We start from the raw sequence: 26,007 nt of genomic DNA on the forward strand, positions 1-26,007 counted from the left end.
TGAATGTGCGTGCGCGGGGCGGGAGTTGCCGCCCCGCGCTGCCCTGCGTGCCGGGATCGGCACGCGCCGGTGATCAGCCCGCGAACCAGCGGACCGGCTGTGGCGCCAGGTTCTGGTAGATGTGCTTGGACTCGCGGTACTCGGCGAGCCCGGCGGGACCGAGCTCGCGCCCGACACCGCTCTTGCCGAAGCCGCCCCACTCCGCCTGCGGCAGGTAGGGGTGGAAGTCGTTGATCCAGATGGTGCCGTGGCGCATCCGCCGGGCCATGCGGCGGGCGCGGCCCGAGTCGGTGGTCCACACGGCGCCGGCGAGACCGTACTCGGTGTCGTTGGCGAGCGCGACGGCCTCGTCCTCGGTGCGGAAGGTCTCGACGGTGAGCACCGGGCCGAAGACCTCTTCGCGTACGACCTTCATCTCGCGGTGGCACTGGTCGAGCACGGTCGGCTCGTAGAAGTACCCCTCGGCGGGCCGGATCTCGCTGGGTTCGGGGCGCTTGCCGCCGGAGCGCAGCACCGCGCCCTCCGCCAGGGCGGACGCGACGTACATCTCGGTCTTCTCGCGCTGCTGCTGCGAGACGAGCGGACCGCACTCGACACCCTCTTCGGTGCCGCGGCCGAGCCGGATCTTCGCGGCCCTGCGGGCGAGTTCGGCGACGAACCGCTCGCGCACGGACTCCTCGATGATGAGGCGGCCACCGGCGGAGCAGACCTGCCCGCTGTGGATGAAGGCGGCGTTCAGGGCCTGGTCGACGGCGGTGTCGAAGCCCTCTTCGGTGGCGCAGGCGTCGGCGAAGACGACGTTCGGGTTCTTGCCGCCGAGTTCGAGGGCGACCTTCTTGACGCCGAGCGCCGCGGCCTGGGCGACCTTGGTGCCGGAGACGAGGCCACCGGTGAAGGAGACCAGGTCGACGTCGGGGTGGTCGGACAGGCGGGCGCCGACGGTGTGGCCGGGCCCGGTCACGATGTTCGCGACACCGGCGGGCAGGCCCGCCTCGACGAGCAGCTCGATCAGCGCGACCGTCGTCAGCGGAGTGACCTCACTCGGCTTGATGACGAAGGTGTTGCCCGCCGCGAGGGCCGGGGCGATCTTCCAGCTGGCCTGCAGGAGCGGGTAGTTCCAGGGCGTGATCATCGTGCAGACGCCGACGGGCTCGTGCACGACGACGCTGTGGATGTCGTCGGACCCGGCGTCGACCACCCGGCCCGCGCCCTCGCCGATCACCAGGTCGGCGAAGTAGCGGAAGGCGTCGGCGACGCAGTCCACGTCGACCCGGCCCTCTTCGAGGGTCTTGCCCGCGTCGCGGCTCTCCAGGAGACCGATCTCCTCGCGGTCGCGTACGAGCAGGTCGGCGACCCTGCGCAGCAGTGCGGCACGCTCGGCGACGGGCGTGGCCGGCCACTCTCCGTCATCGAATGCCCGGCGCGCGGCGGCGATGGCCGCGTCGGCGTCCTCGGTCCCGCCCTCGGCGATCAGCGCGAACGGCTTGGCATCTGCCGGGTCGAGGATCTCGCGGGTGGCGCCGGAGGCGGCCTTGCGCCACTCTCCGCCCACATGGATGGTCTGTTGTGCGGACACGTCCCGTTTGCCTTCCGTTCCTGTCATTTGCCCCGCCTGTCACTCGCGGTAGCCGGGTGCACCTGCCCTGAGGTGGAGAAACCATGCGCATCCCGTGGCCGAAAGTGCGCTGTGTCACTGCGAGTGCGGGCACCCGGGGCGAAACGTACGCTCGATGCATGGTTTGTCACCGGAGGTGACGTTATGAGTGGAATGTCCAGGAAGCGTCTGGCGGGAGGCGCGGCATGCTGCGCCGCCGCCCTCCTCATCCTCCCCGCATGTTCGTCGGACGGCGACAGCAAGGACGAGACCGGCGCCACCAAGACCGGCGCCACAAGCAGCGCCGACAGCGGCAGCGACGGCGGCTCGGACAACGGCGTCGCGGAGCTGAGCGCCCAGGAGATCTCCGACAAGGCGAAGCAGGAACTGCTCGACGCCAAGTCCGTGCACATCTCGATGAGGGCGACGGGCGCGGACGCCACAGCGGACGCCACAAAGGGCCCGGCCGCGGACTCCGACGACCCGACGTCCATGGAGCTCACCCTCGACCGCGACGACAACTGCACCGGCACCATGAAGATGGCGAACGGCGCCACGCTGGAGCTGGTCAAGCGCGGCGACAAGGTGTGGATGAAGCCGGACGAGACGTTCTGGAAGACGCAGGTGCCCGGCGGCGAGGGCGAGGCGGCAGCCGAGCTCTTCAAGAACCGCTACATCCACGGCAGCACGAGCGACGCGATGCTCAAGGAGGTCTCCGGCGTCTGCGACCTCGGCAAGATCCAGAAGGAGATCGAGGACGACGCGGACGACGACACGAAGTCGCTGAAGAAGGGCGAGCCCACGAAGGTCGACGGCGCCGGCGCGATCCCCCTGACCGGCAGGGACGACGGCAAGGAGACCACGCTGTACGTCGCCACCGAGGGCAAGCCCTACCTGCTCAAGGCGGTGGAGAAGGGCGACGGCGACGACACGACGACGACCTTCTCCGACTACGACAAGCCGGTCCCGGCGAAGACGCCCTCGGCGGACGAGTCGGTGGACGTCTCCAAGCTGCAGGAACAGCTGCAGCAGGTGTGACCCCGCGGGTACGGGTCAGCGGGCCTCGTCGGCCTCGTCGTCGGCGGGCTCGTCGGCGGCCGTGAGGCCCGCCAGCCACAGGGGCATCAGCCAGTGCACGACGAAGACGCTGAACAGGACGGGAAAGACCAGCCCTTCGATCTCAAGACCCGCGAGGCCCGCGCCACCCACGGCGACGGTGACGGACAGGAGCAGCCACATCATCACGTACTGGGCGCGGGCGGCCACCCGGTTCTTCTCGGCGCGCTGCCGCTCGTCCAGGGCGTGCGCCCGCAGTTCGAGCAGGCCACGGGTCGCGCCGTTGATGACGCCGGTCGCCACGCACCACGGCAGCATGACGCCGAGCGTCCCGACCGTCGCCCAGCGCTCGTCGCCGAGCACGGAGTAGAGCCAGCACGCGATGCCCGCCGCGGTCAGCACGATGTGCGCGACGACCACGGCACGGCGGCGGGCCGCGGTCGCGTACAGCGGCGCGCCCTCGCGGCGGTTCATGAGCGCGTACATCCGCCGGTCGTAGCCCGTCATGGGGCGCTCGTCGGTCTTCATCACTGGTTCCTCCCGTAGACCTGATCCGTGAGCGGGCGAAACGGTTCGAGGGAGAACAGCGCCTCGACCGGCAGCTCGAAGTACTTCGCGATCTTCAGCGCGAGGTCGAGGCTGGGGTTGTACTGCCCGCGCTCGATGTAGCCGATGGTCTGGTAGTGGGCCCCCACCGCCTCGGCCAGGCTCTGACGCGACACCTTCCGCTCGGCGCGCACCATCGCCAACCTGTTGTGCACTTGCTCGCTCATGTATAAGAAGTACTACATTCGTGAGTACGGCAGCAACAGCCATGAAGGAGCGGGGAAACGTGTTCGGCACCAAGCGGGAACTGATGGTGATCACCCTTCGCGACACGGAAGCGGTCGCGGACGAGCTGCGCGAGGCGCTCGCGACGGCCGACGAGAGGGAACGCCCCGGCCTGGAGCGCGCGGCGGCGCTCCTCGCGCGCACGGCCGCCGTCCCGGACGCCGAGGTGCGCGGCCGCTGGGTCCTGCGCCACCTCGCCGCCGCCGGGCACACGGGTCCCGCCGACTCGGTCCACGCGGTCAAGGCGCTGCGCCAGGCGGAACCGGGCCTGAGCCTGGCGACGGCGGTGCGGCTGACCAAGGAGGCGGCGGCGCTGCAGTCCCCTCAGACCCCTCGCTCCTGAGCCGCCAGCAGATCCCGCGCGCACCCCCGCAGCCACGCGTGGGCCGGGTCCGCGTCATGGCGCGGGTGCCAGGCCATGGCCAACGGGAGGGGCGGCAGGTCCACCGGGACCTCGAAGGTGACCAGGCCGAGGGCCTCCGCGAGAGGGCGGGTCCACGACGCGGCCAGGCCCACCAGGTCGGTGCGCAGCAGCACGAACACGGACGACGAGAACGTCGCCATGCTGCCCACCACCCGTCTGCCCAGACCGAGTTCGGCGAGCGCGGCGTCCAGCGGACCGGAGAGCCGCCCCCGGCGCGAGACGGTCACATGGTCGGCCGCCGCGAACCGACGCACCGTCAACTTCCCCTTCAGCAAGGGGTGTCCGGGCCGCGCCATGCCGATCATCCGGTCCTCGCGGACCGCCTCCACCCGCACCTCGGGCGCCGTCGTGTCGATCACGCCGAGCTCCAGATCGGCGGTGCCCTGCCGCAGCATGGGTTCGTCGACATGGCTCTCGCCCAGGAAGCGGAGCCGTACGCCGGGGGCCTCGTCGGCGGCGCGGGCGAAGAGTTCGGGGCCGTACGCGGCGGCGATCGCGTCGGAGCCGAGGATCGTGAGGGTGCGGGAGACGGTCCGCAGATCGACCGCGCCCGGCCCGGCGAAGAGCGCGCGGGCCCGCTCCACCACCGCGCTCACCTCCGCCTGCACGGCGAGTGCGTGCGGTGTCGGCACCATCTGGCGGCCCGCCCTGACCAGCACGGGATCCCCCAGGGCCTTGCGGATGCGGCCGAGGGTGCGGCTCATCGCGGGCTCCGACAGGTGCAGTCGGCGGGCCGCGCCGGACACGCTCTGCTCGTCGAGCAGGACGTCCAGGGCGAGCAGCAGATTGAGATCGAGCCCGGAGCTGCCGGATTGCGCCACACGCATCAACCCCTTGTGAAAGTTGCACTGGAAAGCAAGTCAGGGTCGAGCCTACGGTGACAGGGCACCCCCACCACGACGCTCCCGAGGAGGAGCCTTGCCCTCGCCTGCCCTGAAGCCGCCGACACCGTCCGCACCCCCGGACTCCCCCCGGCCCGCCCCGTCCCCGCTGAAGCGCTCGACGCTGTTCACCCTCTGTGCCTGCGTCCTCGTCGCACAGGGCATGGTCGCCGCCATCAACCTCCTTGTCCCGCAACTGAGTTCGTCGGGACTGCACCCTTCGTCCAGCGAACTCCTGTGGACGGTCGACGCCTACGTCATCGTCTTCGCGGGGCTCCTCATCCCGGCCGGTGCGCTCGGCGACCGGTACGGCCGCAAGGGCGCGCTGCTCACCGGGCTCGGCCTCTTCGCCGCGGGCGCGACCGTCAGCGCGCTCGCCGTGTCCCCCGCGATGCTGATCGCGGGACGCGGCGTCTCCGGCGCGGGCGCCGCGCTGATCATGCCCGCGACCATGTCGATCCTGATGCGCGTGGCACCCCAGGAGGACCGGCCGCGCGCCGTCGCCTCCTGGACGCTCGCCGCCGGACTCGGCGGCCTCGTGGGCAACCTCGGCGGCGGGCTCGTCGGCCAGTACCTGTCCTGGCGCGCGCTGTTCTGGGTGGTGATGCCGCTCGCCGCGCTGCTCGCCGTCGCCGTGGCCCGCACGACTCCCCGTACGGACAAGACGGTCGGGGACCGGGCGCCGTCCCTCGACCCGCTCGGCACGCTCCTGCTCACCGGCGGTCTGCTCGCGCTGCTCTTCGGCATCATCGAGAGCCCGATGCACGGCTGGACGTCCACCCGCATCCTGGCCGCCTTCGCGCTCGGCGCGGCCCTCGTCGCCCTCTTCGTCGCGCACGCCCTGCGCTCGCGCGCCCCGCTCTTCGACCCGCGGGTCTTCGCCACGCCGCGGCTGCGCGCCGCGACCCTCGGCACGGCCGCGAGCTTCTTCGGCCTCTTCTCGCTCTTCTACGTCAACTCGCAGTACCTGCAGTACGAGAAGGGGTACGGCGCCGCACGCGCGGGCCTCGCGATCATCCCGCTCACCATCGGCATGGTGTTCGTGCCCAAGCTCGCCGCGCGCTGGTCGGGCCCGCCGCGCGTGATCGCGGGCGGCGGCCTGCTCCTGATCGGCCTCGGCCTGCTCGGCGCGTCCACCGCGAACGGCTCGACGCCCTATGCGGTCTACGCCTGCTGGCTCCTGGTCATCTCGGCGGGCACGGGCCTGTGCATGCCCACCCTCACACTGAGCGTCGTCGGCTCGCTCCCGCCCCACCAGGCGGGCCTCGGCTCCGGCCTCAGCACCTCCGCGCGCGAGGTCGGCGCGGCACTGGGCGTGGCCGTCACCGGCACGACCCTCGCCTCGCACACCTCGGGCGGCTTCGCGGGCGGCATGGCGGCGGCGCTGCGCATCGTGGCACTCGTGGTGATCGCCGCGGCGGCCCTGGTCGCACTGGGCTACGGCACGACGCGGAAGAAGTGAGGCCCCCACAGAAACGCGACCGCCCCGGCAGCAGCTGCCGGGGCGGTCGCGCAAAAGCAGTACGACTCAAGCGAGTTCGGCTCAGATGAGGCCGAGACCGCGCACGGCCTCGCGCTCCTCGGCGAGCTCCTTGACGGACGCATCGATGCGCGCACGCGAGAACTCGTTGATCTCAAGGCCCTGGACGATCTCGTACTTGCCGTCCTTGGTGGTGACGGGGAAGGACGAAATAAGCCCCTCCGGAACCCCGTACGAACCGTCCGACGGGATACCCATCGAGGTCCAGTCGCCCTCGGCGGTGCCGTTGACCCACGTGTGGACGTGGTCGATGGCGGCGTTGGCGGCGGAGGCGGCCGACGAGGCACCACGGGCCTCGATGATCGCGGCACCGCGCTTGGCGACGGTCGGGATGAACTCGTCGGCGAGCCAGGCCTGGTCGTTCACGACCTCGGCGGCGTTCTTGCCCGCGATCTCCGCGTGGAAGACGTCCGGGTACTGGGTGGCCGAGTGGTTGCCCCAGATGGTGAGCCGCTTGATGTCGGCGACCGACGAACCGGTCTTCTTCGCGAGCTGCGACAGGGCGCGGTTGTGGTCCAGGCGGGTCATCGCGGTGAAGCGCTCGGCCGGTACGTCCGGAGCGGCGGCCTGCGCGATGAGCGCGTTGGTGTTGGCCGGGTTACCGACCACCAGCACCTTGATGTCGTCCGCGGCGTGGTCGTTGATGGCCTTGCCCTGCGGCTTGAAGATGCCGCCGTTGGCCTCCAGGAGGTCACCGCGCTCCATGCCCTTGGTGCGGGGCCGGGCGCCGACGAGGAGGGCGACATTGGCGCCATCGAACGCGACATTCGGGTCGTCGCTGATCTCGATCGAGTTCAGCAGCGGGAAGGCGCAGTCGTCGAGCTCCATGGCGGTGCCCTCGGCGGCCTTCAGCGCCGGCGTGATCTCAAGAAGGCGCAGGTTGACCGGCACGTCCGCGCCGAGCAGGTGGCCCGAGGCGATGCGGAAGAGCAGCGCGTAGCCGATCTGGCCGGCCGCGCCGGTGACGGTGACATTCACGGGAGTGCGGGTCATGGCGATCTCCGTAAGACAGCTGGCGGTGGGGGTCCCTGTCCTTCGTACGTGGATCCCCTGGTTCCTGGATCCCCGCCGACGCCTCGTCGAGTCCTCGATCGCCTCTCGATGATCGATCTCTTGGCATCAAGAGAGATCCGCCGTCAGGCTATCGCGCCCCGACCACCCCTGGCCCCCGGGTCGGTGTGGCCCGGCCCACAGCTCACCCCCGGGGGCGGCCGCCACCTCGGGAGAGGGAGTGTGGCGGCCGCCGTGGGGGTGTGACCACTCCCGTGGGGGTACGGTGCGCCTGCCCTCCGGGGGACGGGTCATTCCCCTCCGCCCCCGCCTTTTTCCCCCCCCACACCTCCCCCGCAGGTCAGTCCGCCTGCACCGGGCTTACGCCTCCGTTCGCGACCACCGGCGACGTGGGCTGTGCCCACCCGTGCCGCCCAGCGGCACGATTGCCCACAGCGGCGGCGGCGCGGCCTCCGGCGGCGCTGGGGTGGGTGGGGGAGGTGGCGGCATCCCCCACGCACCCCCGGCCTGCGGGAGGGAAGGGGGAGGGACTCACCCACCCCCGGGCCCGCAGGAGAAGCAGAGCAACCCCCACCGCCCGGCACCCGCAAACGCTCGCGAGGGGACGTGGGGGTATGTGCGCACGGAGCACCTCGACCCACCCTGACGGCAAACACTGACGGAGGCACAAACCACGGGATAGCGAGTACGCACATACCCCCGCGGCCCCGCCCCACAGCCGAACCCAAGGCGAAAGCGCAGGCGAAAGCGCAGACGACGACGCCTACCCCGTGCACCCCGTCCGCCCAGACCTCAGCGTCGCGCAAGCCTTCGCCGCCGTACCGCTCTCAGCCGCCACCATCGGCGTATACGCGTCGAAGTCCTCGTCCACCGTGCCGTTCTGCTTGGCCCCGGCTCCCCCGCCCGACCCGGTGATCGTCACCTCGTCCCCCGGCGCCGCCTGCGTGATCCGCGCCCACGCGGCCCCGCACACCTTGCTGTACCGCACCTCGACGAGCGTCTTGCCGATCGTGGCCCGCGACGTCGTCTTGGCCAACTCCCCGCCGCACCCCATGTTCTCGGGATCCTTGCCCGCACAGTCCTTGCCGCTGCACTCGACCCCCGCGGGCAGATTCGCATCGCTGGTGGTCGGCGCGACCGTCGGCTTCGCGTCGTCGCCCTTGTCGTCACCGCCGCGCGTCAGCAGAACCGCCGCCGCTATGACGACGAGCGCACCGACGACCCCCGCAAGGAACATGGTCAGCTTCCGACGCCGCCGCTGCCCGTCCGGAGACGGATCGGCACCCGAAGGACCCCCCACACCACCGGCACCGGCACCGGCACCGGCAGGAGCAGAGGCCCCCCGCCCACCCCCACCAACACCAACACCAACACCAAAGGCCGACGCGGAGACATCCCCGTACGAAGAGGAAGAAGCCCCATAAGCCCCCTGAGGAGACCCCTGCGGAGACCCCTGAGCCGCCCCCTGAGGCGGCACAGTCGGCGAGGCGACGGGCGGCACCGTCGGCGACACCCCCGCAGGACCGGCGATCCCGGTCGCGCTCCCGAGCCCCCCGGCCCCATTGCGCGCCGCGCCACTCCCGCCCCCGCCCTTGGGCGTCTTCGGCGCCTTCGGCGCCTTGGTCGGATGCGGCCCCAACTCCCCGAGCGCGGCCCGCGCCTGGGAGATCCGGATCGCCTGCATGGTCATGTCGTGCCGCATCTCGGAGCGGCTCCAGGCGCGCTCCGCGAGCTCCCACATGGTGATGAGGTGCACGGGCGGCGTCCCGGTCACCTCGGCCAGCGCGACGATCGCACCCTTCGGCGCGAGCAGCCGCCCGTTCAGATAGCGCTCCCACGACGTCTTGCTGTAGCCGGTCCTGTCCGACACGGCCGCGATGCTCAGACCGCTGCGGTCGACGAGCCTGCGCAACTGGTTGGCGAACTCCCTGACCTCCGGGTCGAGCTCGTCCGGTAGCGCCTTCCAACGAGGCATGTGCTCCCCCTATTCCCCCCGTACGTGCCTGTCCTGCCCCCGCTCGTGCACCTTGCCGTCATCCCGTTCTGGACTACCCAGAGGGATGCGCAAAGCCAGGATGTCAGTTCCCGGAGTGGGGGCGCACGGGAGCACTTCGGGCCACTGGCGTGCACCGTCGCACCCTCTGCGACCCGTGTTCCGGCCCCGCGGCCCCGCGGTCCGTGGACCAGTGTCCCACCGCCGTCCCGCCCCACGGTGCGGAACCCCTGCTAGCGGCCCGGGACGTCCCAAAGCTTCCCGATTGCGGGAGTTGACCCTTTTTCCGTGGCTCGCGGCACGTCAGGATCGAGACAGTCAGCGCACCACTAGGGGGATCAGATGCGCAATACCAGGAGCAGGTCGAAGCGGCTGCTCATGACGGCGGTGGCCGTGACGGCGGGGGCCGGCATCGCACTGGGCGGGACCGCGTCGCTGGCGCAGGCGACAAGCCCGCACGTCGTGGACGGCAAGGGCGCCGCGTACAACGACTGGGGCGACGAGGGCGACCTCTCGCGGTGGAGCCACTCCGACAGCAACGCCACCCGGCTGTGGCAGTCCGTCCTGTACGCGGACGGGGCGAAGTGGAAGGACAGCAACGGCCAGCGGCACGCGTTCACGAAGTGGGACATCGACGGCCGCTTCGGCAAGAAGACCGAGTCGGCGACCCGCTACTGGCAGCAGAACGAGGACCTGGAGGACGTCGACGGCATCGCGGGCAAGGAGACGTTCGGCGCCGCCGACGACTTCCTCGACGGCCCGAGCAACAGCGGCTCGGTGACGTACAGCGGCTACAACCACAACGTCACGTTCAAGCGGATCAACGGCACGTACTACGTGAAGGTGTACGGCCAGTGGAAGCAGGCGTCGTACGACTGGCGCAGCTGATCACCGCTCCGCACGAGCACCACAGGAGCCACCCCCAGGGGGACCGTCGCGCCCGTCGACGGTCCCCCGCCCGCGCCCGCCTCACACCCCCCACCTCGCCGCGCCTCACCGCGCAAGGACCCACAGCAGCCCGACGAGCAGCACGCCGATGACGACGAACGCGCCACAGGCGACGAGCCGCCAGGGCAGGGACCGCACCGCACCGCCGCGCGGCGGTGCGCCCGGCTCCGCCGGGGCAGGCAGTTCCCACCAGGGCAGGGTGGGCTCCTCACCGCCCCCCTCGCGCCGGGGCACCTCATCCCGTACGACGCCCTGGGCCTCCACCCCGCCCCGCGGCCAGGCCCGGACGGCCAACTCCCAGCGCACACCGAGGAGTTCGCAGTCGGCGCCCGCCACCCGGCACAGCGCGGCGACGGCCTGCCGGGGCGGTGGCTGCTGGGCGTTGAGATAGCGCTGCCAGGAGGACTTGCTGTACGCGGTCCGCTCCCCGAGCGCGACGAGGCTGAGCCCCGTCCGGTCCTTGAGCAGCCGCAGCTGCTCCACGAAGTGCAGCACCTCAGGCGGGAGCCCCTCCGGCAGCGGCTGCCAGCCAGTACCCATGCGCACCCCCCAGCGCGACCCGCTTTGCCGAAGTGACGGCGGCCGAACCGCGATTGGTTCCTTCCGGCTCCGTCACAGAGTTCGGACCAGGGCCGTTGCACGCCCCGCACACCGTTGCGGAATGGTCACCTCCGTGCCACAGGGACCGGCCATCCCTTGAACGCGGTTGGCGGGTCCATGACGCTGGATCCCGAGCGGAACGCACCGCTTACATCGGCCGATTCCCACCGGAACCGGCCTCCTGAACGGCGGCGCTCGTCCTCCCACGGGGGAGAGGACGGGCGCCGCCTCGCGCTGTCCCCCGCAGGTCGCCCCCTCATGCCGCACCGGGCGCCGCTTCCCACGAAAGGGTCGAAGAGGCGCGCCCCGGCCGCGTTCTCCGGCTCGGGACCGCCGGTGATCGGCAGAGTCTGTGAGGCAACGGAACGCACCTCACGAAGGGAACCGGACATGGCGTACGGCACGCGCATCGCCGGCGGCATCCTCGCCGCCTCCGCCCTCCTCGGCACCGGCATCGCGACGGCCCCCGCGGCACCGGCGGCCACACCGAAGGCGACCACCCCGACGGCAGCCGCTCCGGCCGCAATTCGGGGCACGGCCCCGGACTGCGTGAAGCGGGACGTCATCAAGCACAGGAAGTACGTGAAAGTGACCAATCTCTGCGGCCGGGCCATGCATCTGAAGGTCGTCATCGACTGGGGCAGCGACTCGCCGTGCCTCACGTACCAGCACGGCGAGCAGTGGGAGTGGAACTGGGGCCGCGGCTCCTACGGCAAGGTCGTCACCTGCTGACCCACCGCCGCACGGCACCCCGCACCGCCCTCAACTCCCGGGCGTCACAAGCCCCGTCTCGTACGCCACCACGACGGCCTGCGCCCTGCTGTCCAGGTCGAGCTTGCTCATCGTGCGGTTGAGGTGCGTCTTGACGGTGGCCTCGCTGATGTAGAGGCGCTCGGCGATCTCCGCGTTGGTCAGGCCGCGCGCGATCAGTTTCAGGACCTCGATCTCGCGCAGGGTCAACGCCTCCAGATCCGGCGGCGGTTCACCGCCCGAGTCGCCGGTGCCCGCCGTCTGCCGCGCGAACGCCTCGACGAGGCGGCGGGTCACGCTGGGCGCGAAGAGCGCGTCACCGCCGCCGACCGCGGCCACCGCGGCGAGCAGCCGCTCGGGCCCGGAGTCCTTGAGCAGGAACCCGGAGGCTCCCGCGCGCAGCGCCCCGTACACGTACTCGTCGAGGTCGAAGGTGGTCAGCACCAGGACCCGCGGGGCCGGTTCGGGGGCCTGCGCGAGGATCTCCGCGGTCGCGGCGATGCCGCTCATGCCCGGCATCCTGATGTCCATCAGGATCACGTCGGGCCGGGTCTGCGCGGCGAGTTCGACCGCTTCCGCGCCGTCGCCCGCCTCACCGACGACCTCGATGCCGGGCGCGGCACGGAGGAGCCCCACCAGGCCCGCGCGGATGAGGAACTGGTCGTCGACGACGAGCACCTTGATGCAGCCGGTCATCCGGTCATTCCGTAGCGTCGTCCCCCTGCGCTGCGGCCCGCGCCGAGGTCGGCAGGGTGAGTCGCACGGCGAACCCTCCCTCGCTCAGCGGGCCGATGCTGATCGTCCCGCCGTAGAGCTTGGCCCGCTCCCGCATCCCAAGCAAGCCATGCCCGCTACCGGCGCGTACTCTGTCCGGAATCCCCCCCTCTCCGCCGGACGGCGCGGTGTTGGTGACGGCCACCTCGATGTGGTGGCGCCGGTAGACGAGTTCGACGGTCGCCTCGGCGCCTCGGGCGTGCTTCAGGACGTTGGTCAGCGCCTCCTGGACCACGCGGTACGCGCAGAGTTCGACACCGGGCGCGACGGCCCGGGGCGTGCCGGTGACGCGCAGTTCGACGGGGACTCCCCCCGCGCCCACCCGCTCCACCATCTCCGCGAGGCGGGCCAGGCCCGGCATGGGCGCCTCGGGGGCGTCGGACCCGTCGTCGCCGTCCTCGGAGCGCAGCACGCGCAGCATGCGGCGCAGCTCTTCGAGGGCCTCGCCGCTGGTCCCCGAGATGGTGCCGAGCGCGGCGTGCGCCGTGCCGGGGTCGGAGGTGAAGACGAACCGCGCGAGGCCCGCCTGCACGGATATCACCGACATGTGGTGGGCGACCACGTCGTGCAGTTCGCGGGCGATCCGGCCGCGCTCCTCGGCGACCTCGCGCCGGGCCCGCTCGTCCTGCTCGCGCTTCAACTGCCGGGCCAGTTCGGCCGATTGGCGGGCGACGTAGCCGAAGCGCCACAGCACGAGCGCGAAGCCGACGGCCTGGCCGACGACGGACGCCATCACGGCGTCCTCGCTGATCAGCCCGGCGTAGATCCAGACGGCGCACATCAGTCCCGCGCAGGGCAGCGAGATCCGGACGGGCCGCAGGGACGCGACCGTATAGACGGCGATCATCGGCCCGAAGCTGGTCACGACGGGCCAGTAGCCCTCGGTGACGTACACGATGCAGGCCAGATGCACGGCGAGCAGCACCGTGAGCGGCGCCCTGCTGCGGAAGACGACCGGCAGACAGGCGAGGGCCACCCACACATAGCCCCTGGCGTCGAGTTCGGGCCAGCCCTGCTTCACGGACTCCTGCCCGAGCAGCACGGCCACCGTGGTCAGGGCGACCGCGATGAGCGCGTCGACGACGAGGGGGCGGATCCGCATCGCCGCAGCGTAGCCCGCGTTCGGGCGGTGGAACGTCAACCAGCGGCGGTACCGCGAAAGTTGTAGGAACCGCGCGGCTACCGCGCAGGGTGACCAGAACCTCAACCCGACGTGGGACGACGCCCGTTGGGCAGGTCCGTAATTTCGTGTCCAGCACCACGGCGCCGACCGACCACCGGCGCCTTCGGACCACGGACCGACGGGGGACCCAACGGGGGGACCCGGCCCGTGGCCACGAAAGGAACATCATGATCACACGCAAGCGTCTCGCTCTCGCCTCGGCGACCGTGGCCCTCGGCAGCGGGCTCGTGCTCGGCCCGGCGGCCGCCGCCTTCGCCGACGCACCGCAGACCCGCACTTCCGGCTCCAGCACCACCCTGGCCTTCGAGTGCCACTACAAGAACGGCGTCGGTCTGTACTGCGGACACACCACGAGGAACGACTACGCCGACTACGGAGACAGCGGCAAGGGCGTGATGGAGATCCAGGACCTCATCAAGCAGACGACGGACTACGGCTACCTGAAGGTCGACGGCCAGTTCGGCAAGAACACCCGCTCCGCCGTCAAGTGGTTCCAGAAGAACTACATGGGTGACAACACGCCCGACGGCATCGTCGGCCCGAAGACCTGGAAGGCGCTGCGCGCCAAGTAGCGCGGCCGCCGCAACAGCCGCCTGAACGACGGTGGCCCGTCCTACCCGGGGGAAGGACGGGCCACCGTCACGCGTGCGCGGCGCCCCGCGCCGGACACCGGCTCAGATCGTGTAGTGCAACGTGTCGTCCAGGAACGGAATCTCCACCCACGGCTTCGGCTGCGCCATCATCGCGAGCAGCACGATCGCGACACCGAGCACGCCGTACGTGACCATGTCCGTGAACCGCGAGCGCACCGCGAGCATCCCCACGTCCGGCAGCATCCAGCGCAGCACGGCGCCGCCGATGAGCGCGAGACCGACCAGTATCGTGCCGAAGCGGAACACGTCGAGCGCGGTGAGCAGCAGCCCGAGCCCGACCGTGCAGACCACGCTGAGCAGCGGCCACTGCCGGGCCGGTGCGGGCGCGTCGCCGGGCGCCGCCCGGCCGCCGCCCTCGGGCCGCGCGGTGTCCCGCGTGCTGTATTTTCCGGGGGGATTCCCCCCAGACCCCCCGCGCGGGAAGCGGCGCGACACCTTCCGCGCCCGCCCGTCCGGCCCCGGCGCGCTGACCGCGCCCTTGGCCCGTGCGTCCCCCGGAACCCGCCCCGGGTCAGATCCTGCACTCATGGCGCCTCGTCCCTTTCCCGGTCAGCCCGCGGCGCGTTCGGCCGCCTCGACGACGTTCACGAGGAGCTGGGCGCGGGTCATCGGGCCCACGCCGCCCGGGTTCGGGGAGATCCACCCGGCGACCTCGGCGACGCCCGGGTGGACATCGCCGACGATCTTGCCGTTCTCGTCGCGCGAGACACCGACGTCCAGGACGGCGGCGCCCGGCTTCACGTCCTCGGGCTTGATCAGATGCGGCACGCCCGCCGCGGCGACGATGATGTCGGCCCGCCTCAGGTGCGCGGCCAGGTCACGGGTGCCGGTGTGACACTGCGTGACGGTGGCGTTCTCGGACTTGCGGGTGAGCAGGAGCGGCATGGGCCGGCCGATGGTCACGCCGCGGCCGACGACGACGACCTCGGCGCCCTTGATCTCCACGTCGTGCTGCCGGAGCAGCCGGATGATGCCGTACGGCGTGCAGGGCAGCGGCGCCGGCTCGTCCAGGACGAGACGGCCGAGGTTCATCGGGTGCAGGCCGTCGGCGTCCTTGCCCGGGTCCATGAGTTCCAGGACGCGGTTCTCGTCGATGCCCTTGGGCAGCGGGAGCTGGACGATGTAGCCGGTGCAGGCCGGGTCCTCGTTGAGCTCGCGGACGACCGCCTCGATCTCCTCCTGGGAGGCGGTGGCGGGCAGTTCGCGCTGGATGGAGGCGATGCCCACCTGCGCGCAGTCACGGTGCTTGCCCGCGACGTACTTCTGGCTGCCCGGGTCGTCGCCGACCAGGACGGTACCGAGTCCGGGCGTGACGCCCTTCTCCTTCAGGGCCGCCACGCGGGCGGTCAGTTCGGACTTGATCGCGGCTGCGGTGGCCTTGCCATCGAGAATCTGGGCGGTCATGCCCCCATCTTCCCGGATGAGCCCCGCCCGGTACCAATCAGGGCACTCCCCCGGCCCCACCGCCGTTGCGCCGCTGATCAGCGAGGTTGCACTTGCACAACACATACGGAATGCGGCTGGACAAATAAGCCATGGCTAAAGAACGATATGCGGCACAGTGCCGCGGGCAGTGTCGGGGGGACGGACCGCATCTGTAGAACTTCCTCCGTGGTGCGCCGCGTCGTCCCCAGCACTACCCGACGGAGGAAGACCGCCATGAGTTACGGCGACCCGAACAACCCATACGGGCAGCCGCCCCAGCAGCCCCCGGCCGCTCCCGGGTACGGCTACCCCCAGCAGGGCCCGCCCGGCGTTCCCCCGCAGGGCTACGGCTACCCCCAGCAGCCCGCCTACCCCGGCTACCCGGGCGGCAACATGATGCAGCAGTCGATGCCGGGACTCCTGGTCACCGCGCGCGTCTTCCTCTTCCTGATCTCCGCGGTGCAGATCCTGGCGGCCATCGGCTACCTCTACGGCGCCGCGATCGCCAACGACGTCTCCGACAGCGCCGACGAGTTCGGGTTCAACGACGCGGGCGACTTCGGTGACGCGGCCGCCGGCGTCTTCGTCGTCATCGCGCTCATCGCCGCGGGCCTCGCCGCCCTGTCGATCACGCTGGGCGTGAAGTTCGGCCGCGGCGGCCAGGGCGTACGGATCACCACCGTCGTGTACGGCGCGCTGGGCGGCGTCGTCGGCCTCATCGGTCTCTTCATCGGCCTCGACTCCGGTTTCGCGACCGCCATCATCGGCCCGCTCATCTGGGTCGTCTTCGCCGTCATCATCACGATCGCCCCGGTCGTGCCGAGCGGCACCGCGTGGTTCAACCGCCCGCGCTACTGAGCGAGTCGGGCGTCTTTGCGCCATTCACCGCCAAGGGTCGTACCTCTCCTGTGAAGGAGGGTTACGGCCCTTACTCGTCCCCCTATCGTGTGCGGCGTAACGGCTGCGAAGAACGGGGGACGGAGCCTTGTACAGCATCATCGTCGTGCCGCCAGGACCGCCGGACGCACCGGGCGGCCCCGCATCCCCGTTCCGGCTCGGCCCCGGCGACCGGCTCGCCTTCGGCAGGGCCGCCGAACACAACGACCTGCGCATCGACCACGAAGGGGTCTCCCGCACCGCGGGCGAGATCACCGCGCAGGGCGCCTTCTGGATCCTGAGCAACCTCAGCGCCCACCAGACGTACGTGGTGGAGAACCCGGAAGGCGCGGGCGAGCACATCAAGGTCGGCCCGGGGCGCCTGGACGCCCCGGTGCCCTTCGAGTTCTCCAGGGCCGTCCTGCCCGCCGCCGGTGACCTGCTGCACTTCGAGATGTGGGCGCCGCGCCACGACGTCCTGCGGGACGGCCCCGGCACGGCGGGCGCGACCACCCGCCCGTCCTTCTCCGTCGACCGCACCAAGCGGTACTTCGCGGTGCTCGCCGCCCTGTGCGAACCACGGCTGCGCGGCGCCCCGCACGCGCCGCTGCCCACCGTCGACCAGGTCGCGGAGCGGCTGCGCCCCGGCTGGCCGTCGGCGAGCCGCGCCACCGTGCAGTGGAACATCGACTACCTGGCGGTCAAGCTGCGCCTCAAGCCCGCCCCGGAGGCGGCGGATCCGGGACCGCGCCTGAACGGCAAGAAGGAGTCCCTGGTCTCGCTCGCGCTCCGCTTCGACCTCGTGCGCGAGGACGACCTGGTGGTACTCGCGGCGCCCCGGAGCGGGCTGCGCCGATGACCGGCGACAGCTACGCCGTCGAGGTGCCCAAGGGCTACCGCGTCGGCGCGTGGAGCGTGCGCGAGCCCCTCGCGACCGGCGCGTTCGGCAGCGTCTACGCCGTACGGCGCGCCACCCCCGCCGACGGCCTGCCGGGGACCGCCGCGCTGAAGTTCCTGCCGACCGGCCTGCGCACCCCGCGCCAACTGACCCATCTGCGCGAACTGGCGGTCCGCGAAGTGGAGTTGCTGCGCAGAGTGCAGCGGCCCCGCCTGGTCAGGCTGTACGAGACGCTGACGGTGGACGACCCGGCGCATCCCGCGCTCGACGGCGCCACCGTCCTCGTACTGGAAAGGGCGGAAGGCTCCCTCGCCGCCCTGCTCGACCTGCCCGAGCCGCATCCCGCGGGGCCCGCGCTGCTCGCGCAGGTCTGCGAGGGGCTGCACCAGCTGCACGAGGCGGGCTGGGTGCACGGCGACCTCAAGCCCGCCAACGTCCTGCTGATGAAGGACGGTTCGGTGCGCCTGACCGACTTCAACATGGCCGCCGAACTGGAAGGCACGCACGCCTACACGCCCGCCTTCGCCACCCCCGACTACACCCCGCCCGAACTCCTCTGGTCCGAGATAGGCGAACGCGGCCGCCAGATCCGCCCCACCGCCGACACCTGGGCCTTCGGCGTCCTCGCCCACCAGACCCTCACCGGCACCTTCCCGCTCCCCGGCGGCACCCCGTCGGCCCGCAGGGACGCCACGATCCGCTACGCCCGCGGCACCGACGAACTACGCCTGTCCCCCGAACTCCCCGACGCATGGCGGCAGATCGTCACCGACTGCCTCGCCCCGACCCACGAGGCACGCGCCGCGCACGGCACGGAGGCGCTGCTGCGGCGCGCGGAGCGGGCGGCGGGCTCGTCCCGCTCCCCGAAACTCCCCCGCCTGCGCCCGCGCCGCGTACGCCCCCTGCCGCTCACGGCGGGCGTGCTCGCGGTCGCCCTCCTCGCGACGGGCGGCGCGCTCGCCCTGCGCGACAAGGAAGACCCGATCGACCCGGCGACCTACGGGGCCGACGAACTCCGCACCGACCGGGGCGTCCCGACGGCCTACCGCGAACTGATCGTCGACTCCGCGCACGACTGCGAGGAGAAGGACGTCACCCCGGCCCTGATCGCGGCCATCCTGAAGGTCGAGAGCGACTTCGACCCGAACCTCGCCGACCGGGCCCACGACGAGTACGGCATCGCCCGCTGGACCCCGAGCGTGCTGTGGTACTGGATCGACCCGAAGAAGCGCACCCAGCGCATCAAGGACCTCAAGCCGCCCTTCCCGCCCGCCGTGTCGATCCCCTCGGTCGGCCGCTGCACCTGCGACATCGCCCGCCGTCTGTACGGCCCCGACCGGCTCGAAGGCACCCGCGCCGAACTGATCGCGGCCGCGTACCGCACCTCCGCCGACGTCGTGAACCGCACCGGCGCGTCCCCCGCGAAGTACCGCGCCCACGCCGAACGCGTCGACCACCACGTCAAGGAGTACACGCCGAGGCCCGGTTGACCGCACCCGCGACCGCCGAAAAGGCCGGTGGCCGCGCCCCCCTCGGAAAGGGCGCGGCCACCGTCACACGGACACGGCTCAGTGGAAGAAGTGCCGCGTCCCCGTGAAGTACATCGTGACGCCCGCCTTCTTCGCGGCCTCCACGACCAGCTCGTCACGGACCGAACCGCCCGGCTGCACCACGGCCTTGACGCCCGCCGCGGTCAGGATCTCCAGGCCGTCGGGGAAGGGGAAGAACGCGTCGGACGCGGCGTACGAACCACGGGCCCGCTCCTCGCCCGCGCGCTCGACGGCGAGCTTCGCGGAGTCGACGCGGTTGACCTGCCCCATGCCGACGCCGACCGATGCGCCGTCCTTGGCGAGCAGGATGGCGTTGGACTTCACGGCCCGGCACGCCTTCCACGCGAAGGCCAGTTCGGCGAGCTCACCCGCGTTCAGGGCGTCACCCGTGGCGAGCGTCCAGTTGGCCGGGTGGTCGCCGTCGGCCTGCAGCCGGTCGGTGACCTGGAGCAGCGCGCCGCCGTCGATCGGCTTGACCTCGACCGCGTTGGACGGCGCCTGGTGGGCGCGCAGCACGCGGATGTTCTTCTTCTTGGTGAGCACGGCGAGGGCACCGTCCTCGTACTCCGGCGCGACGATGACCTCGGTGAAGATCTCGGCGACCTGCTCCGCCATCTCCTTGCTGACCGGGCGGTTCACCGCGATCACCCCGCCGAACGCGGACAGCGGGTCGCAGGCGTGCGCCTTGCGGTGCGCCTCGGCGACGTTCGCTCCGATCGCGATGCCGCACGGGTTGGCGTGCTTGATGATCGCGACGCAGGGCTCGTCGTGGTCGTACGCGGCACGGCGCGCGGCGTCCGTGTCCGTGAAGTTGTTGTACGACATCTCCTTGCCGTGCAGCTGCTCGGCCTCCGCGAGACCACCGGCGCCGTCGACGTAGAGCGCGGCGCCCTGGTGCGGGTTCTCGCCGTAACGGAGCACGTTCTTGCGCGCGTACGTCGAACCGAGGAACTCGGGGAACCCGGACTCGTCGGCGGCGGCATACCCATCCGCGAACCAGCTCGCGACGGCCACGTCGTACGCGGCGGTGTGCTGGAACGCCTCGCCCGCGAGCCGCTTGCGCGCGGTCAGGTCGAAGCCGCCGTCACGGACGGCGGCGAGCACGTCGGCGTACCGCTGCGGGTCGGTGACGACCGCGACCGAGGGGTGGTTCTTGGCGGCGGCGCGCACCATCGAGGGCCCGCCGATGTCGATCTGCTCGACGCACTCGTCGGGAGTGGCGCCCGAGGCGACGGTCTCCTTGAAGGGGTACAGGTTCACGACGACGAGCTGGAACGGCTCGACACCCAGCTCGGCCAGCTGCCGCTGGTGGTCCTCGAGACGCAGGTCGGCGAGGATTCCGGCGTGCACGCGCGGGTGCAGCGTCTTGACCCGGCCGTCCAGGCACTCGGGGAAGCCGGTGACCTCCTCGACCTTGGTGACGGGCACCCCGGCGGCGGCGATCCTCGCGGCGGTCGAACCGGTGGAGACGAGCTCGACGCCCGCCTCGTGCAGCCCGCGCGCGAGCTCTTCCAGTCCGGTCTTGTCGTAGACGCTGACGAGCGCGCGCCTGATGGCGCGCCGCGTACCGTGCGTGGCGTTCGTAGCTTCGGCGGTCACGGGATAAGAACCTTTCGTCCCTCAATGCGGTAGCCGTGCCGGGCCAGACGCCCCACGACATCGACGAGCAGCGTGCGCTCGACTTCCTTGATGCGCTCGTGCAGAGCGCTCTCGTCGTCCTCGTCCCGGACCTCGACCACGCCCTGGGCGATGATCGGGCCGGTGTCGACGCCGTCGTCGACGAAGTGGACGGTGCAGCCGGTGACCTTCACGCCGTACGCGAGCGCGTCGCGCGCACCGTGGGCCCCCGGAAAACTGGGCAGCAACGCGGGGTGGGTGTTCACGAACCGCCCGCCGAAGCGCGCGAGGAACTCCTTCCCCACGATCTTCATGAACCCGGCGGAGACCACCAGATCCGGTTCGTACGCGGCCGTGGCCTCGGCGAGCGCCGCGTCCCACGCCGCACGGGTGTCATGGTCCTTCACCCGGCAGACAAAGGTCGGCACCCCGGCACGCTCGGCCCGCTCCAGGCCCGCGATGCCGTCGCGGTCGGCGCCCACGGCGACGATCTCGGCCCCGTAGTGCTCCGCGCCCGCGCCGTCGATGGCGTCGATCAGGGCCTGCAGATTCGTGCCCGACCCGGACACCAGCACGACGAGGCGCTTGGGGCGCGCGACCACAGCGCTCTTGGCCACAGCGGGGCCCTTTCTCGGAAAGTGCGTCTTTGTATGGTCGTACGAAGGCTTCGGGCCCCGCGATACGGGGAACCCTACGAAGCGGCCGACCGGCAGCAACGATACCGGCACCCGGAACCGCCCCTCACGGGACGGGGGCTCGCGCGGAAGGTAGCGTCTGTGGGGAAGGCGCCTGAATACCGACGAATGCCGAGTTGCCGAGCCGCCGCACGACGGCTCCTCCACGGCCCAACCAAGGGGAAGACGCACACCTGATGCCGGACCGTAGCCGCCCTTCGTCTCCACCGCAGGACTCCGATTCCCAGGGACCCGAGTCCCGGGGCTCGAGCCCGCAGGGAACGGGCAAGGACGACGACAATCCCTTCGCGCCGCCGCCGGAGGGAACGCCGGACCGGCCCTGGCAGCCGCGCCGCCCCTCGGGCGACTCCCCGCAGGACGGCGAGGGCTCCGGCCACGGCTCGCCCTGGGGCAGCCAGTGGAGCGACCGGCAGCCCGGCCGCTCCCCCGGCGGCTTCGGCGACCGCCCCGGCCAGCAGAACGGCCCCGGCCAGGGAGGCCCCACGGGCCCCGGCGGCGGCCTGCGCTGGGACCCCACGGACCCGGCCCAGCGCCGCGCCCGCTACGCCCTGCTCTCCGGCATGTGGGCCTTCTTCTTCGCACTCTTCGGCTGGCGGTACGTCGCACTGCTGCTCGGCGCGCTCGCGCTGAACTGGGCCATCCAGTCCCTCCGCGCCAAACAGCGCACCCCCGACCCGACGGCCCCCGCCACCCCCGCCACCCGCGAGGGCGCCCCGCCGGCCGACCCCACGACCAGCACCCGCCCCCAGACGACCGCGGCGGTCAGCGGCCTGGTCACCGGCGCACTCGCCCTCGTCATGGTCGCCGCGACGTTCACCGCGCAGCTGGTGTACCGGGACTACTACACCTGCGTCGACGACGCCCTCACCACCGCCTCCAAGCAGTCCTGCGAAGACCTCCTCCCCAAGCAACTGCGCCCCCTCCTGGGCGAGGACGACTAATTCCCCACAGCACCGGGCTCACGCCTCCGTGAGCTGGGCCGGGCCGGGCGGGGGAGGCGGCGGCACACCCACCCGCCCCCGCCCTGCGGGAGGGAAGGGGGAGGGACGCACCCACCCCCGGGCCCGCAGGAGAAGCAGAGCAACCCCCACCGCCCCGCACCCGCAAACGCTCGCGAGGGGACGTGGGGGTATGTGCGCACGGAGCACGGTGCCCCACCCTGGCGGCAAACACTGACCGAGGCATCAACCACGGGATAGCGAGTACGCACATACCCCCGCGGCCCCGCCCCACAGCCGAACCCAAGGCGAAAGCACCTCAGCCCTCACTCAACACCCCCTTCCCCCGCCTCCTTCAACTCCCGCCACCGAGCCTCACGCCGAGCATCCTCATGCCACCCCTCAGCTCCGGCACCCCCGGCGTCCACCCCAAAGTCGTACGGCTCAAACCCCTGCACATCCACCACGGAGTCCCCCACAACGGCCTCCACAGCCACCACTTCCCCACCGGCCCGAGCCCCCCAGGGCCACCGCACCCTAGGCACGGCCACCCGCACCTTGGGCACGGTCACCCGCACCTTGGGCACCGCCACCCGCACCCGAGACCACACCCCAGAAGGCTTCGGCTCCCGCAACCGCCACGCCCGAATCCCCACCGCCCCCGGCACCCCCACCACCGCGACCCACCCCACCGCCGCCACCCCCACCTGCCACCACACCGGCCCGAACTCGGCCAGCACAGCCACCCCCATCGCCCCACCCGCAAGCCCCGCAAGCCCCGCCATCACCACCCCGCACAACACAGCCGCCACCCCCGCCCCCGCAGCAGTCCGCCCCCGAGACCACACATCACCCCGCTCCGGCCCCTGCTCCGGCTCCCGCTCCCCGGAGGCCGGAACCGCGACCTGAACCGTGCACCACGCCACCATGAGCCCGGCCGCCACAGGAACCCCCGCGACCGCCCAGGTCAGCGGCGACCCGGGCCCCGCGGAAGGCACCGCCGCAAGCAGCGGAAACGGCGGAAGGAGCGGACCCGCCCCCACCCCCAACGGCCCCGCCACCGTCCCCGTACCCAGGGCGAACCCGGGCCCGAGCCCGTACGCGGCGCCCCACACCGCGGCGTTGGGCACGAGCACAAGGGCAAGGAGAAGCACCGCGAACCGCCCCGACCACACGTCGGTGACCTGCGCGAAGGACTCCTGCACCGGCCCCATGTGCAGCACCAGGGACACGGCGACGAGCAGCGCCCCACCACCCACGAGCACGAGGGTCGCCGCGGCCGCGGCCCGCGCGACGGACAGGGCGCGCCTGCGGACGAAGAAGGCCCGGACGTAGAGCGCCCGCACCCCGCCGGGCAGCGCCGCGAGGGCACGCCGCAGCGGCGGCGGAAGAGGACCGCGGGGACGGCCGTGCGCCGTCCACACCCCGAACCCGGCGGCGACCACCGCGAGCACCGGCAGGTGGACGGCGGCGCTGCCCCAGGAGGCCTTCAGCTCACCCCCGGCCGCGTACAGCGTGGCCGCCGCGCCGACCAGCAGATAGCCGGTGACCACCCCGCACCACGCGGTCCGCACCGCGTGCCCGCGGCCTTCGGGGGCGGCGGCGTCCCGCGCGGCCCGGTGCACGAGCCACCCCGGCAGGACGACGAGCAGCAGCGGCGTGACGCCGACCGGCGCGGGCACCCCGGTGAGCGTGTCGGTCCTGATCAGCTCCGTGCCGTGGGCGAGCAGCCAGAGCCCGGCCGCCACGTGCAGCGCACCGCCGGGACCGCTGTCCGGGTAGGGCGAGCTGATCCACAGGACCATCACGAGGACCGCGAACGAGCCGAGCCCGAGCCCCGCGGCGACGGCCCCGCCGACGACGCAGGTGGCAAGGCCGGGCGAACGGTCACGGGCCCGTTCGGTCAGCGGCTTCACGGGCGGCGACGAGGCGCTGGCATCGGTCGTTCGGTTCACCCGGCCATGCTCCCAACGACACGCGCTTTCTCCTCGTAACAGGCGAATACCGGATGTGTCGCCCAAGATACGTTTATGTACTTTTTCGTACGGCGGAACGGCTGCGCCCGGCAGTCCGCCGCACGTCGGCCCACGGTGCGGAGAGTCCGATGACCCAGAGCCCTGCCACGCCTCTGCCGTCCCCCAAGGAACGCCGCAGGCTGCGCGAGGCGAAGTCGCTGAGCCAGGCAGACATCGCCGCCAAGGTGGGTGTCACACGGGAGACCGTGCGTTCGTGGGAGACGGGCCGTACCAGTCCCCGGGGCCGCAAGCGCGAGCTGTACGCGAAGCTCCTGAACGCGATCGCGGAGGAGCGGTCCGTACGCCGGACGGCCGACGATCCCGAACAGACGCCCCCGAAGCCGAAGGCCACGCGCCCGGCACCGCGGCGGAACGGTTCTGCAGCCACAGAACCACCCCCCACCCGGCCGAACACCGCCAAGCCGGGCCCGCGCCCCACCGTCACCTCCACCTCCACCTCCACCTCCACCTCCACCGTCATCTCCACCCCCAAGCCCCAACCCCTCCCCCCGGACCCCGTGAAAATCGCCGCCCTGCTCCCCACGGACCGCGGCAACCGCCCCTCGCGCACCCGCCCCGAGCCCGCCGCCAAACGCGCGGCGAAACCGCAGGCAACCCCCCGGGCCCCCCGCAAACACCCGCACCCGCACCGCACCCCCGTACCGGCGGGCACGGCCCCCGCCACCAAGAACGGCCACACCCACAGCCCACCCTCGGCGGCACTCCCCGAGCCCAAACACTCCGAACGCTCCGAGCACCCCGACCTCACCCCGGCGCAAGCCTTCGACGCGCTTTGCGCCCACTGCGCCCCCGGCCTCGTACGCCAGACGTACCTGCTGACCGGACGACGGACGCTCGCGCAGGAATCGGTGGAGCGGGCGTTCCAACTGGCGTGGCAGCGCTGGCCGGAGGTGGCCGTCGACCGTGACCCGGCGGGCTGGGTGCGCGCGGCGGCGTACGAGTACGCGATGTCGCCCTGGCACCGCCTCCGCCCCAGCCAGCGGCACCCCGACGCCCCGCCCGCGGAACCCGCCGACCGCGCGTTCCTCGACGTACTGATGAGCCTGCCGCCCGCGCAGCGCCGCACCCTGCTGCTCTACGACGGCGTCGGCCTCGACCTGCCCGAGACGGCGGCGGAGACGGAGGCGAGCACGCCCGCGGCGGCCAACCGGCTACTGCACGCGCGCGAGGCGGTCGCCGAACAGCTGCCCGACCTCGCGACGCCCGAGGCACTGCACCGACGCCTGGACGAACTGGGCCGCGCCGAGAAACTCCGCTCCCCCCAGGCCGAACGCGTCCGCACCGGCAGCGAACACCGCGCCCGCTTCTGGACCCGCGCCGCGATCGCCTTCACGGCCCTGATCGTCGGCGCCACGGCCCTCACCCTGAAAACGGCCCCCACCCACTACGAGCCCCCGCAGTCCCCCGGCAAGGCCATCAGCGGAATCCCACCCCGCATGGGCCCGTCCCCCCTCTCGTACGAGGAAACAGAACTCCGCACCAAACTCCGCACAGAACTGTCCAGCGGCCCAGAACGCTTGCTCCCGCAGGCGGAGTAGCGGGGGGGGCGACGCCCCTTAAGGGGCGCGGGGAACTGCGCGACAAGCCCCCACGCTCCCGCGGACAAAACAACAAAGTGGGCCCGCACCTCACAAGAGGTGGGGGGCCCCCGTTTAATTCGAAATTGCCGCGGGCCGATAAGGCCCCCAGCCTCGCTCGCGCCAGCATAGGCCGCGACGGCGGCGGCTTTGCGGC

Annotated in this window: 25 protein-coding genes; 11 read left to right on the forward strand and 14 right to left on the reverse strand. The window is 71.9% G+C overall.

The window, feature by feature from the left end:
• Positions 1–73 precede the first annotated feature (73 nt).
• Positions 74–1,603 carry an aldehyde dehydrogenase family protein gene (locus tag ACFWZ2_RS10370; protein WP_384544390.1) on the reverse strand — a complete coding sequence of 510 codons (1,530 nt, stop codon included), beginning with the start codon at positions 1,601–1,603 and terminating at the stop codon, positions 74–76.
• 165 nt (positions 1,604–1,768) lie between these two features.
• On the opposite strand from ACFWZ2_RS10370, the gene ACFWZ2_RS10375 reads away from it, so the two are divergent.
• Entirely contained in the window at positions 1,769–2,632 is an 864-nt protein-coding gene (locus ACFWZ2_RS10375; protein ID WP_384544392.1) for a hypothetical protein, read from the forward strand.
• 15 nt (positions 2,633–2,647) lie between these two features.
• On the opposite strand, the gene ACFWZ2_RS10380 is transcribed toward ACFWZ2_RS10375, so the two are convergent.
• Both ACFWZ2_RS10380 and ACFWZ2_RS10385 read right to left on the reverse strand, forming a co-directional pair.
• Positions 2,648–3,178: a hypothetical protein gene (locus ACFWZ2_RS10380; protein ID WP_384544394.1), complete on the reverse strand. Its 531-nt coding sequence runs from the start codon at positions 3,176–3,178 to the stop codon at positions 2,648–2,650.
• Positions 3,178–3,423, reverse strand: coding sequence for a helix-turn-helix transcriptional regulator (locus tag ACFWZ2_RS10385; RefSeq protein ID WP_055699457.1), 246 nt, complete (start codon positions 3,421–3,423; stop codon positions 3,178–3,180). The genes ACFWZ2_RS10380 and ACFWZ2_RS10385 overlap by 1 nt, the downstream gene beginning before the upstream one ends.
• 41 nt (positions 3,424–3,464) lie before the next feature.
• Here ACFWZ2_RS10385 and ACFWZ2_RS10390 point away from each other — a divergent pair, with 41 nt between their 5' ends.
• Entirely contained in the window at positions 3,465–3,824 is a 360-nt protein-coding gene (locus tag ACFWZ2_RS10390; RefSeq protein WP_384544546.1) for a hypothetical protein, read from the forward strand.
• Here ACFWZ2_RS10390 and ACFWZ2_RS10395 read toward each other — a convergent pair.
• Positions 3,806–4,732: a LysR family transcriptional regulator gene (locus ACFWZ2_RS10395; protein ID WP_384544396.1), complete on the reverse strand. Its 927-nt coding sequence runs from the start codon at positions 4,730–4,732 to the stop codon at positions 3,806–3,808. The two genes, ACFWZ2_RS10390 and ACFWZ2_RS10395, sit on opposite strands and share 19 nt — an antisense overlap.
• A gap of 106 nt (positions 4,733–4,838) precedes the next feature.
• Here ACFWZ2_RS10395 and ACFWZ2_RS10400 point away from each other — a divergent pair, with 106 nt between their 5' ends.
• A complete protein-coding gene (locus ACFWZ2_RS10400) occupies positions 4,839–6,248 on the forward strand; it encodes an MFS transporter (protein ID WP_384544548.1) in 1,410 nt (469 codons plus the stop codon).
• An 81-nt stretch (positions 6,249–6,329) separates the two neighbouring features.
• Here the strand turns inward: ACFWZ2_RS10400 and ACFWZ2_RS10405 are convergent, their stop codons facing one another.
• The gene (locus ACFWZ2_RS10405) at positions 6,330–7,319 is read right to left on the reverse strand and encodes a malate dehydrogenase (RefSeq protein WP_384544398.1); all 990 of its coding nucleotides are present in this window, start codon (positions 7,317–7,319) and stop codon (positions 6,330–6,332) included.
• A gap of 781 nt (positions 7,320–8,100) precedes the next feature.
• Positions 8,101–9,312, reverse strand: coding sequence for a helix-turn-helix domain-containing protein (locus tag ACFWZ2_RS10410; RefSeq protein WP_384544400.1), 1,212 nt, complete (start codon positions 9,310–9,312; stop codon positions 8,101–8,103).
• Between the two features lie 360 nt (positions 9,313–9,672).
• Here ACFWZ2_RS10410 and ACFWZ2_RS10415 point away from each other — a divergent pair, with 360 nt between their 5' ends.
• Positions 9,673–10,218, forward strand: coding sequence for a peptidoglycan-binding protein (locus ACFWZ2_RS10415; protein ID WP_384544402.1), 546 nt, complete (start codon positions 9,673–9,675; stop codon positions 10,216–10,218).
• Between the two features lie 105 nt (positions 10,219–10,323).
• Here ACFWZ2_RS10415 and ACFWZ2_RS10420 read toward each other — a convergent pair whose 3' ends face one another.
• Positions 10,324–10,818: a helix-turn-helix domain-containing protein gene (locus ACFWZ2_RS10420; protein ID WP_384544404.1), complete on the reverse strand. Its 495-nt coding sequence runs from the start codon at positions 10,816–10,818 to the stop codon at positions 10,324–10,326.
• Between the two features lie 450 nt (positions 10,819–11,268).
• Here ACFWZ2_RS10420 and ACFWZ2_RS10425 point away from each other — a divergent pair, with 450 nt between their 5' ends.
• A complete protein-coding gene (locus tag ACFWZ2_RS10425) occupies positions 11,269–11,610 on the forward strand; it encodes a hypothetical protein (RefSeq protein ID WP_384544406.1) in 342 nt (113 codons plus the stop codon).
• 30 nt (positions 11,611–11,640) lie between these two features.
• On the opposite strand, the gene ACFWZ2_RS10430 is transcribed toward ACFWZ2_RS10425, so the two are convergent.
• Both ACFWZ2_RS10430 and ACFWZ2_RS10435 read right to left on the reverse strand, forming a co-directional pair.
• Positions 11,641–12,324 (reverse strand): response regulator, encoded by a 684-nt coding sequence (locus ACFWZ2_RS10430; RefSeq protein WP_384544408.1) that lies wholly within the window; start codon positions 12,322–12,324, stop codon positions 11,641–11,643.
• Positions 12,325–12,328: 4 nt separating this feature from the next.
• Positions 12,329–13,504, reverse strand: a complete 1,176-nt coding sequence (locus ACFWZ2_RS10435) for a sensor histidine kinase (protein WP_384544410.1) — start codon at positions 13,502–13,504, stop codon at positions 12,329–12,331.
• 248 nt (positions 13,505–13,752) lie between these two features.
• Here ACFWZ2_RS10435 and ACFWZ2_RS10440 point away from each other — a divergent pair, with 248 nt between their 5' ends.
• Positions 13,753–14,157, forward strand: a complete 405-nt coding sequence (locus ACFWZ2_RS10440) for a peptidoglycan-binding protein (protein ID WP_384544412.1) — start codon at positions 13,753–13,755, stop codon at positions 14,155–14,157.
• 102 nt (positions 14,158–14,259) lie between these two features.
• On the opposite strand, the gene ACFWZ2_RS10445 is transcribed toward ACFWZ2_RS10440, so the two are convergent.
• Together ACFWZ2_RS10445 and ACFWZ2_RS10450 are read right to left on the reverse strand one after the other, a co-directional pair.
• On the reverse strand, positions 14,260–14,766 hold the full coding sequence (locus tag ACFWZ2_RS10445; RefSeq protein ID WP_384544414.1) for a DUF3017 domain-containing protein: 507 nt from the start codon (positions 14,764–14,766) through the stop codon (positions 14,260–14,262).
• Between the two features lie 21 nt (positions 14,767–14,787).
• Positions 14,788–15,642, reverse strand: coding sequence for a bifunctional methylenetetrahydrofolate dehydrogenase/methenyltetrahydrofolate cyclohydrolase (locus ACFWZ2_RS10450; protein ID WP_384544416.1), 855 nt, complete (start codon positions 15,640–15,642; stop codon positions 14,788–14,790).
• Between the two features lie 255 nt (positions 15,643–15,897).
• Between ACFWZ2_RS10450 and ACFWZ2_RS10455 the strand changes: the two genes are divergently transcribed.
• From ACFWZ2_RS10455 to ACFWZ2_RS10465, 3 genes are all read left to right on the forward strand, one after another.
• Positions 15,898–16,521, forward strand: a complete 624-nt coding sequence (locus ACFWZ2_RS10455) for a hypothetical protein (protein ID WP_384544418.1) — start codon at positions 15,898–15,900, stop codon at positions 16,519–16,521.
• A gap of 127 nt (positions 16,522–16,648) precedes the next feature.
• Positions 16,649–17,398, forward strand: a complete 750-nt coding sequence (locus tag ACFWZ2_RS10460; RefSeq protein WP_384544420.1) for an FHA domain-containing protein — start codon at positions 16,649–16,651, stop codon at positions 17,396–17,398.
• Positions 17,395–18,927, forward strand: a complete 1,533-nt coding sequence (locus ACFWZ2_RS10465; protein ID WP_384544422.1) for a protein kinase — start codon at positions 17,395–17,397, stop codon at positions 18,925–18,927. Before ACFWZ2_RS10460 ends, ACFWZ2_RS10465 begins: the two co-directional genes overlap by 4 nt.
• Before the next feature lie 78 nt (positions 18,928–19,005).
• On the opposite strand, the gene purH is transcribed toward ACFWZ2_RS10465, so the two are convergent.
• Positions 19,006–20,586: a bifunctional phosphoribosylaminoimidazolecarboxamide formyltransferase/IMP cyclohydrolase gene (gene purH / locus ACFWZ2_RS10470; RefSeq protein WP_384544424.1), complete on the reverse strand. Its 1,581-nt coding sequence runs from the start codon at positions 20,584–20,586 to the stop codon at positions 19,006–19,008.
• On the reverse strand, positions 20,583–21,221 hold the full coding sequence (gene purN / locus ACFWZ2_RS10475) for a phosphoribosylglycinamide formyltransferase (RefSeq protein ID WP_384544426.1): 639 nt from the start codon (positions 21,219–21,221) through the stop codon (positions 20,583–20,585). The genes purH and purN overlap by 4 nt, the downstream gene beginning before the upstream one ends.
• Before the next feature lie 254 nt (positions 21,222–21,475).
• Between purN and ACFWZ2_RS10480 the strand changes: the two genes are divergently transcribed.
• Positions 21,476–22,240 carry a hypothetical protein gene (locus ACFWZ2_RS10480; RefSeq protein ID WP_384544428.1) on the forward strand — a complete coding sequence of 255 codons (765 nt, stop codon included), beginning with the start codon at positions 21,476–21,478 and terminating at the stop codon, positions 22,238–22,240.
• A gap of 323 nt (positions 22,241–22,563) precedes the next feature.
• Here the strand turns inward: ACFWZ2_RS10480 and ACFWZ2_RS10485 are convergent, their stop codons facing one another.
• On the reverse strand, positions 22,564–24,192 hold the full coding sequence (locus tag ACFWZ2_RS10485; protein WP_384544430.1) for a DUF6350 family protein: 1,629 nt from the start codon (positions 24,190–24,192) through the stop codon (positions 22,564–22,566).
• 149 nt (positions 24,193–24,341) lie between these two features.
• Here ACFWZ2_RS10485 and ACFWZ2_RS10490 point away from each other — a divergent pair, with 149 nt between their 5' ends.
• A complete protein-coding gene (locus tag ACFWZ2_RS10490) occupies positions 24,342–25,811 on the forward strand; it encodes a sigma factor-like helix-turn-helix DNA-binding protein (RefSeq protein WP_384544432.1) in 1,470 nt (489 codons plus the stop codon).
• Positions 25,812–26,007: the final 196 nt, after the last annotated feature.

Origin of the sequence: Streptomyces sp. NPDC059002, assembly GCF_042740435.1 — a bacterium.
Classification (GTDB): domain Bacteria; phylum Actinomycetota; class Actinomycetes; order Streptomycetales; family Streptomycetaceae; genus Streptomyces.

What these genes read in the sequence shown, in the direction of transcription:
- ACFWZ2_RS10370 (WP_384544390.1), bottom strand. Translation starts at nt 1,603, where the DNA reads ATGACAGGAACGGAAGGCAAACGGGACGTGTCCGCACAACAGACCATC.
- ACFWZ2_RS10375 (WP_384544392.1), top strand. Translation starts at nt 1,769, where the DNA reads ATGTCCAGGAAGCGTCTGGCGGGAGGCGCGGCATGCTGCGCCGCCGCC.
- ACFWZ2_RS10380 (WP_384544394.1), bottom strand. Translation starts at nt 3,178, where the DNA reads ATGAAGACCGACGAGCGCCCCATGACGGGCTACGACCGGCGGATGTAC.
- ACFWZ2_RS10385 (WP_055699457.1), bottom strand. Translation starts at nt 3,423, where the DNA reads ATGAGCGAGCAAGTGCACAACAGGTTGGCGATGGTGCGCGCCGAGCGG.
- ACFWZ2_RS10390 (WP_384544546.1), top strand. Translation starts at nt 3,465, where the DNA reads ATGAAGGAGCGGGGAAACGTGTTCGGCACCAAGCGGGAACTGATGGTG.
- ACFWZ2_RS10395 (WP_384544396.1), bottom strand. Translation starts at nt 4,732, where the DNA reads ATGCGTGTGGCGCAATCCGGCAGCTCCGGGCTCGATCTCAATCTGCTG.
- ACFWZ2_RS10405 (WP_384544398.1), bottom strand. Translation starts at nt 7,319, where the DNA reads ATGACCCGCACTCCCGTGAATGTCACCGTCACCGGCGCGGCCGGCCAG.
- ACFWZ2_RS10410 (WP_384544400.1), bottom strand. Translation starts at nt 9,312, where the DNA reads ATGCCTCGTTGGAAGGCGCTACCGGACGAGCTCGACCCGGAGGTCAGG.
- ACFWZ2_RS10415 (WP_384544402.1), top strand. Translation starts at nt 9,673, where the DNA reads ATGCGCAATACCAGGAGCAGGTCGAAGCGGCTGCTCATGACGGCGGTG.
- ACFWZ2_RS10420 (WP_384544404.1), bottom strand. Translation starts at nt 10,818, where the DNA reads ATGGGTACTGGCTGGCAGCCGCTGCCGGAGGGGCTCCCGCCTGAGGTG.
- ACFWZ2_RS10425 (WP_384544406.1), top strand. Translation starts at nt 11,269, where the DNA reads ATGGCGTACGGCACGCGCATCGCCGGCGGCATCCTCGCCGCCTCCGCC.
- ACFWZ2_RS10430 (WP_384544408.1), bottom strand. Translation starts at nt 12,324, where the DNA reads ATGACCGGCTGCATCAAGGTGCTCGTCGTCGACGACCAGTTCCTCATC.
- ACFWZ2_RS10435 (WP_384544410.1), bottom strand. Translation starts at nt 13,504, where the DNA reads ATGCGGATCCGCCCCCTCGTCGTCGACGCGCTCATCGCGGTCGCCCTG.
- ACFWZ2_RS10440 (WP_384544412.1), top strand. Translation starts at nt 13,753, where the DNA reads ATGATCACACGCAAGCGTCTCGCTCTCGCCTCGGCGACCGTGGCCCTC.
- ACFWZ2_RS10445 (WP_384544414.1), bottom strand. Translation starts at nt 14,766, where the DNA reads ATGAGTGCAGGATCTGACCCGGGGCGGGTTCCGGGGGACGCACGGGCC.
- ACFWZ2_RS10450 (WP_384544416.1), bottom strand. Translation starts at nt 15,642, where the DNA reads ATGACCGCCCAGATTCTCGATGGCAAGGCCACCGCAGCCGCGATCAAG.
- ACFWZ2_RS10455 (WP_384544418.1), top strand. Translation starts at nt 15,898, where the DNA reads ATGAGTTACGGCGACCCGAACAACCCATACGGGCAGCCGCCCCAGCAG.
- ACFWZ2_RS10465 (WP_384544422.1), top strand. Translation starts at nt 17,395, where the DNA reads ATGACCGGCGACAGCTACGCCGTCGAGGTGCCCAAGGGCTACCGCGTC.
- ACFWZ2_RS10480 (WP_384544428.1), top strand. Translation starts at nt 21,476, where the DNA reads ATGCCGGACCGTAGCCGCCCTTCGTCTCCACCGCAGGACTCCGATTCC.
- ACFWZ2_RS10490 (WP_384544432.1), top strand. Translation starts at nt 24,342, where the DNA reads ATGACCCAGAGCCCTGCCACGCCTCTGCCGTCCCCCAAGGAACGCCGC.